General features: G+C 69.0%; 1 protein-coding gene and 1 pseudogene. Both read left to right on the top strand.

Annotated elements, in window-relative coordinates; translation table 11 throughout:
* Positions 1-2,218: pseudogene (locus tag LZ005_RS20215) on the top strand (heme utilization protein); the annotation flags it as partial.
* Between the two features lie 24 nt (positions 2,219-2,242).
* Positions 2,243-7,894 carry a heme utilization protein gene (locus tag LZ005_RS20210; protein ID WP_237810316.1) on the top strand — a complete coding sequence of 1,884 codons (5,652 nt, stop codon included), beginning with the start codon at positions 2,243-2,245 and terminating at the stop codon, positions 7,892-7,894.
* The last annotated feature ends 139 nt before the right edge of the window (positions 7,895-8,033 follow it).

The raw sequence follows: 8,033 nt of genomic DNA, 5'->3' as shown, positions 1-8,033 counted from the left end.
CCTGGGCAACACCCAGTTCGGTGTGCTGTCGACCCTGGCCATGGCCAACCTGACTTCGGATCAAGGCGCGGCCCTGAACTCGAGCCAGGTGGGCGCGCTGAGCACCCTGCAGTTCTCGAACCTGAGCTCGCAAGCGATCGTCGGTCTGGAGACGAATGACGTCACCCAGATCAGCAACGCTGCGATGGGCGCGATGAAGACTCTGCAGGCTGTGGGTCTGAGCACCGACCAGATCCCGCTGTTCACCAGCGCCCAGCTGCAGGCCATGAGCACGGCCGGCTTCAGCGCCCTGAACTCGAACCAGGCTGCAGCCCTGAACACCCTGCAGGCTTCGGTGATGACCAGCGCCCAGCTCGGCGCGCTGAGCAGCGCCGGCGTCAGCGGCATCGAGTCGCAAGACTTCGCCCAGCTGACTGCCACCGCCATCCTCGGTCTGAAGACGACCCAGGTCGGCGCGCTGAACAGCGACCAGCTGTCGGCCATGACCTCGGCCCAGGCTGCTGCCCTGAGCGCTGCCCAGGCTGCCGTGGTCAACTCGACGGCGCTGAGCGGTCTGAACACGGTCGCCCTGCGTGCCCTGAGCACCGGCGTGATCAAGGCCCTCAACAGCTCGCAAGTGGCTGGTCTGAATACCGACCAGATGGGCAACCTGACCACGCTGCAGGTGAATAACCTGACCACCCTGGCCATGAACAAGCTGGGCAGCGATCAGATCCAGGCGATGACCTCGCTGCAACTGACGGCCCTGACCTCGACGCAGTTCCAGGCGCTCAACACGAACGCGATGGCGAACGTGGCCACCAACGACATCGTTGGCCTGAGCACCTCGGTGATCGCCTCGCTGACGGCGGCTGAAGTGACGACCGGCTCCGGTGCGGTGATCACCTCGGATCAGCTGCAGGCCCTGACGTCGGCCCAGGTCGGCGCCCTGACCACCGCGGTGATCAACACGATGACCTCGGATCAGATCGTCAACCTGACCTCGACCCAGATCGTCGGCCTGCGTTCGAACCAGATCCAGGCGATTGCGACCAGCGTGTTCGCAGCCCTCGAAACGGTCGACTTCGCGCAGCTGTCGACGGCCGCGATTGCGAACCTGACCACCGGCCAGCTGCAAGTGCTGTCCTCCGATCAGGCGGCCGCCTTCACGACCGACCAGATCCAGGCCCTGAGCAGCCGTCAGATCAGCTTCCTGTCGACGAATGCGATCAACAACCTGGAGACGGTGGATGTGGTGCTGATCAAGACCTCGACCATCATCGGCCTGAACACGGCCCAGGTCCAGGCGCTGAGCACGGATGCGATCCACAACCTGGGTACCAACCAGATCCAGGCCCTGACGACGACCGAAGTGCGTGCCCTGACCACCGATCAGGTCGGCGCGCTGACCTCGACCCAGATCCCGTATCTGAACCTGGCCACCCCGATCGTGCTCGACCTGAACGGCGACGGCGTGAAGACCCTGGACATCAGCGCTGGCGTGAAGTTCGACCTGAACGGCAACGGCAACGTGGTGAACACGGGCTGGGTGTCGAGCCAGGACGGTCTGCTCGCCATCGACCTGAACGGCGACGGTCAGATCAACGATGGTAGCGAACTGTTCGGTTCGGGCAGCACGCTGGCCGACGGCAGCAAAGCCAAGGATGGTTACCAGGCCCTGGCCGCCCTCGACAGCAATGGCGACGGTGTGATCGATGCCAAGGATGCCCGCTTCGGCGATCTGAAGGTCTGGGTCGATGCCAACAGCGACGGTAAGACCGAAGCCGGCGAGCTGAAGTCCCTGGCCGATCTGAAGATCACCTCGATCAGCCTGCAGACCAATGCTTCGGTGGCCAAGGACAACGGCAACTGGATCGGCCTGAACTCGAGCTTCACCACGAGCGATGGCGCCCAGCATGCTGCAGCCGACGTCTGGTTCGTGGCTAACGTCAACGGCAACATGGCCGACAAGGTCGGTGCCCTGGCCGCGGCGATGTCGAACTTCAGCAGCCAGAACAGCGCTGGCGCCGACAGCACTCCGGCCGTCAAGCTGGATGCGGGCGACGCCGCCAAGGGCACGCTGGCCATGGCCAGCAGCGTCGGCCGGATGGTCGATGCCCTGCGCGAGTTCGGTGCCAGCCAGCCGCTCGGCGATGCCGTGGCCACCAGCGACGACAGCCGCAAGCTGAAAGCCCTGGAAGCACAGCACCCGCTGCATGGCATCCTGGCCTCGAAGTAAAGCCTGAGCAGGGCCTCCCTGCCCATGCCTGCCTCTCCGACCGTCGGCAGTAATGCCCTGTCGACGGTCGTCATCGCCTCCTTCAGTTCGAGTCTGGTCGCTACGCTGAGCACAGCGCAGCTGGCCGGACTCACTTCCGCCCAAATCGGGGCCTTCAGCACCAACGCCATTGCCAATCTGCGCAGCGACCAGGTCGTTGCACTGGACACCGCCCAGGTGGCCGGGATCAGTTCGGCGCAAGCGGCCGCGCTCAGTACGCTGGCCATGGCCGTGCTCGAAACGGAAGACTTCGCCCAGTGGTCGACCCAGGCCATCGCCGGCCTGCGCAGCGCCCAGCTGGCGGCCCTGCGTACCGACCTGGCCCAGGCGCTGACGACGCGCCAGGCCGCCACGCTGACGAGTCAGCAATTTGCCAGCCTCGGCAGCCAGGCCCTGGCGGCCCTCGAGACCCAGGACCTGGCCCAGATCCGCACCCAGGTGCTGGCCAGCATGGGCAGCGCCCAGGCCGGCAGCCTGAGCAGCGACCAGTTGCAGGGCCTCGGCACGGCGCGTCTGAGTGTGCTGTCGAGCCAGGCATTCCTCGGCCTGGGCTCCGATCAGGCTGCGGCGCTGAGCACGGCCCAGCTGCGCAGTCTCAGCACCCTGCAGTTCGCCAGCCTGAACACGGGCGCGCTCAGCGCGATCGGCACCGACGCGCTGGCCATATTGCCGAGCCGTCTGCTGCAGGCCCTGCGCACCAGCCAGGTGGCGGGCCTGAACACCGACCAGATCCAGCACCTCGGCTCGAGCCAGCTCGGCGCGCTCGGCAGTCAGCAGTTTGCCCAGCTCAGTTCGGATCAGGTGCAGGCGCTCAACAGTGTCCAGGCCGGCTGGCTCAGCAGCGCCCAGTTGGGCGCGATCAGCAGCCTGGCCCTGCAGGCTCTGCCGGGCAAGGATATCGAAGTGCTCAGCAGCGCGACCCTGGCCGGTCTGCGCGCGCCGCAGGCAGCGGCCCTCACCAGTGACCAGGCCCTGGCGCTCGGCAGCCAGCAGACGGTCGGCCTCAATGCCGAGCAGGCCCAGAGTCTGAACAGTCAGGCCATGGCCTTCCTCAGCAGCGCGGCCCTGCGCGCGCTCAGCACAGCGGCGGTGGCCGGCTTGCGCACGGTCCAGGTGGCCGCCCTCAGCAGCGACCAATGGCAGGCCTTTGGCACGCGCCAGATCGCGGCGCTGTCGCTGAGCAGCATGGGCGCGCTCAGCAGCGATCAGGTTACGGGTTTCGGCAGCGCCCAGCTCGGCGCGCTCGGCAGCGCCCAGTTCCTGGCCCTGCGCAGCGACAGCATGGCCAGCCTGAGCACCCAAGCGCTGCCGGGTCTGGCGACGGCGGCCGTGGCCGGCTTCGGCACGCGCCAGCTGGTCGTGCTCAGTTCCGACCAGTGGCAGGTGCTGAGTTCGGTGCAGATCGGCGCCCTCAGCACGCTGGTGATCAGCCGCATGAATTCGGACCAGGTGATCGCGCTCGGCACCGACCAGGCCGCGGGCCTGACGTCCTTGCAGCTGGGCGCACTGTCGACGCTCGGCCTGAGCGTGCTCGAAACGGCCGATCTGGCGCGCGTCGGCACGGCCGCGCTGGCCGGGCTGAGCACGCGCCAGGCCTTTCTGCTCAGCAGCGACCAGCTGATCGCCCTGCAGACCAGCCAGGCCGCGGCCCTGAGCGCGGCCCAGGTGGCGGCCTTGAACACGCTCGCCCTGGCGAATATGGAGACGGTCGACCTGGCCCAGTTGCGCAGCAGCGCCATCGCCGCGTTTGGATCGGCCCAGGCCGCCAATCTCAGCACCTGGCAGCTGAGCACACTCGGCCTGGCGCAATTCGGCGCGCTGTCGACGCTGAGCATGGCCAGCCTCGGTTCCGATCAGGGCCTGGCGCTTGGCAGCAGCCAGCTGGGCGCGCTCAGCACGGCGCAATTTGCCGCCTTCAGCACGGCCGCGCTGAATGCCCTCGATACCCAGCAGCTCAGCGCCCTCGGCAGCCAGCACTTCGCGGCCCTGGCGTCGCGCCAGGCCGCCGCGCTCAGCCTGATCCAGCTGGCGTCGCTGAACACCGCCCAGGCGGCGGCCCTGAGCCTGAGCGCGCTGCCGGGCCTGAGCTCGGACAGCCTGCAGGCCTTGAGCACGGCCGCCGTGCGCGCCCTCAGCACCAGTCTGATCAATGCGCTGCGCAGCCAACAACTGCCCGGCCTCGACAGTGTGCAAGTGGCCGCGCTCAACACGGCCCAGGTGGCCGCGCTGTCGCTACCGAGCCTGCGCTTGATCAGCAGCGTGCAGGTGCCGGGCCTGGACAGCAGCCAGCTCGCCGCCTTCAGCCCCGCCCAGTTCCTGGCCCTGAGCAGCGTGGCCATGCCGGCCCTGAGCCTGGCGGCCTTGCCCGGGCTGAGCACGGCCGCGATTGCCAGCCTGCGTTCGCAGCAGATCACGGCCCTGGCGCCGTCCTTCAGCTCGGACCAGCTGATCGCCCTGAACAGTCTGCAGTTCGGCGCCCTCCAGGTCCAGGTGATCGCCAATCTCGATACGGCCCAGATCGTCGCGCTCGACAGCGCCCAGATCGCCGGCATGAATGCGGCCCAGGCCGCGGCGATCAGCAGCCAGGGCATGCTGGTGCTGGAGACGCTTGATCTGGCCCAGCTGTCGACCCTGGCCGTGAGCGGCCTGCGGACCGTGCAGCTCGCTCTGCTCAGCAGTGATCAAGTGATCGCGCTCGGCACGCAGCAGGCGGCGGCCCTGAGCGCGCCCCAGTTCAGCAGCCTGGCCAGCGGCGCGCTGGCGCAGATGGAGACGGCCGATCTGGCGCAGGTGAGTCCGGCAGCCCTGGCGGCCCTGAACACGAGCCAGATGGGCGCGCTGAGCAGCCTGCAGATCAGCAGTCTCGGCCTGCCGCAGTTTGCCGGCCTGGCGCCGCTGTTCCTGGCGCGCCTGAATTCGGACCAGGTGGCCGGCCTGCGCACCGACCAGCTGAACGCGCTGAGCCTCAACCAATGGACGAGCTTCGGCACCCAGGCCCTGGCCGCGCTCGCCAGCGACGCCTTCGCCGTGCTGCCGACCCAGCTGATTGCGGCGATGCGCTCGAGCCAGGCGGCGGCCCTGAACAGCGATCAGATCTTCCACCTGAGCACGCTGCAGGCGGCCGCGCTCGGCAGCCCGCAGACGCTCGGCTTCGGTTCGGCCGCCTGGGCCAGCCTGAACACCGATGCGCTGCGCGTGCTAAGCACCCAGGTGATCGCCGCCCTGCGCAGCCAGCAGCTGCCGGGGCTGGACAGCGGCCAGATCGCCCAGCTGAGCAGTGCCCAATTGCAGGCCCTGCCGACCCAAGCGCTGAGCCTGCTGAGCGCGAGCCAGGCCGATGGCCTCAACAGCGCCCAGCTCGCCTGGCTGAGTCCGCGCCAGTTCCTGACCCTGGGCAGCCAGGCCAGCCTGGCCCTGGCCAGCGAGGCCATCGCCGGGCTGGGCACGGCTGTGATCGCGGCCTTGCGCGCGGCGCAGATCATGCCGGCTGGCAGCGCCGCAGCGGGCAGTTTGCAGAGTCTGCAATTTGAAGCCCTGAGCTCGGCTCAGATCGGCGCCCTGCACACCCAGGTGCTGGCGGCCCTGAACTCCGACCAGATCATCCTGCTCGGTTCGCAGCAAGCGGCTGGCCTGCGCCCGAGCCAGCTGGCCGCGATCAACACGCTGGCGCTGGCGGCAATGGAGACGCTCGACCTCGCGCAGCTCGCCACCGAGGTGCTGGCGGCGCTGGGCACGGCCCAGCTGCGCGCCCTCTCGACCTTGCAGATCGGCACGCTCGGCCCGGTGCAGTTCGGCGCCTTGAGTCCGCAGCTGCTGGCCGTGCTGCGTTCCGACCAGGGCGTGGCCCTGAGCACCGAGCAATTGGCGGCGCTGACGACCTGGCAGATGCAGGGCCTGGGCACCGAGGCCCTGGCCGCGCTCGAAACGGCCGACCTGAGCGCGCTCGGCACCCAGCTGATCCAGGTGCTGCGCACGGTCCAGGTGGCCAGCCTGAACAGCGACCAGATCTGGCATCTGGGCACGGAGCAGGCCGCCGTGCTCAGCGTGCCCCAGGTGCAGGCCCTCGGCAGCGCAGCGATTGCCGCCATCAATAGCAACGATCTGCGCGCCCTCAGCACGGCCGCCCTCGCCGGTCTGCGCAGCCAGCAGGTGCAGGCGCTCAGCAGCGATCAGCTGGCGAGCATGCTGAGCCAGCAGATCCAGGTCCTGTCGACCCTGGCCATGCGCAATCTGAACAGCACCCAGCTGAGCGGCTGGGACAGCACGCAGATCGCCCTGCTGAGTTCGACGCAATTCCTGGCCCTGGCCACGGCCAGCATGCATGCCCTGAGCACGGACGCGGTGGCGGCCCTGTCCACCGCCGTGATCGCCGCGCTGCGCTCGCAGCAGGTGACGGTGCTGACGACGGCCGAGCTCGCGCCGCTGCACTCGGACCAGCTGCGCGCGCTCGGCACCGCCCAGCTGAGTGCGCTCAGCACCCAGGTCATCGCCAACCTGTCGACGGCCCAGATCCTGGCGCTGGCGGCCTGGCAGATGCCGGGCCTGAGCACAGCCCAGATCGGCGCGATCAGCGCGGCCACCTTTGCCGCCCTCGGCACCGGCGTGGTGGCGGCCCTGGCGCCCGCCACTGTCGCCAGCCTGAACAGCGCGCAGTTGCAGCTGCTGAGCTCGGACCAGGCGATCGCCCTCAACACCGACCAGGCCGGCGCGCTGAGCAGCCGCCAGCTGGCCGCGCTCTCGACCAATGTGATCGCCACACTCGAGACGGCCGACATCGCCGCGCTGCGCAGCGAGGCCCTGCGCGGCCTGAACACGGCCCAGATCCAGGCCCTGGCCAGCGCCGCCGTCGCCATCCTCGGCACCCACCAGGTGCAGGCCCTGAGCACGGCCGCCGTGCGCGCGCTGACGGCGGCCCAGGTCGGCGCGCTGACGACGGCCCAGGCGCCCTACCTGAACCTGGGCACGCCGATCGTGCTCGACCTCGATGGCGATGGCGTGCACAGCCTCGACATCACGGCCGGCGTGGTGTTCGATCTGAACGCCGATGGCCGTCCCGATGCCACCGGCTGGGCCAGCGCCGCCGACGGCCTGCTGGCGCGCGACCTGAATGGCAATGGCCGCATCGATGATGGCAGCGAACTGTTCGGCTCGGCCACGCGCCTGCCCGACGGGCGCACGGCCAGCGACGGCTATGCGGCCCTGGCCGCGCTCGACAGCAATGGCGACGGCCGCATCGACGCCAGCGATCCGGCCTATGCCAGCCTGAGTGTGTGGGTCGACGCCAACAGCAATGGCCAGACCGATGCGGGCGAACTGCGCAGCCTGGCCGAGCGCGGCATCGTCGCCCTCAGCGTCACTGCCGAGGCCAGCAGCAGCAAGGACGCCGGCAACTGGATCGGCCAGCGCGCCAGCTACACCGACAGCCAGGGCCGGCAGCACGAGGCGGCCGACGTCTGGTTCGTCGCCAGCCTGCAGGCCGCGCCGCCCAGCCTGTCGGCGCGGGTGGCCGCCCTGACCAGCGCCATGCGCGACTACCAGAGCGGGGCCGCGCTGCTCGCCAGCGAGGCCCCGCACCTGAAGCTGCAGGCCCTGGACGGCCCGCCGCCGCCGCTGCAAGGTTTCCTTGCGGAAAAATAGCAGCTTTCTTTTTCCTCCTCGGCATCGTTACAATGGGTCCCGCGACCCGAGTTGAACCGCTTCTGTCCTTCTGTTTGTCTGATTGGCATGCCGCGGCGCGCGCTAGACTGCGGGCTGGATTCCTCTTTCCTGGAGAAAC

The sequence above is a fragment of the Massilia sp. TS11 genome (assembly GCF_022012445.1).
GTDB lineage: Bacteria > Pseudomonadota > Gammaproteobacteria > Burkholderiales > Burkholderiaceae_D > Telluria.
This window is presented reverse-complemented; position numbering and strand designations above follow the sequence as displayed.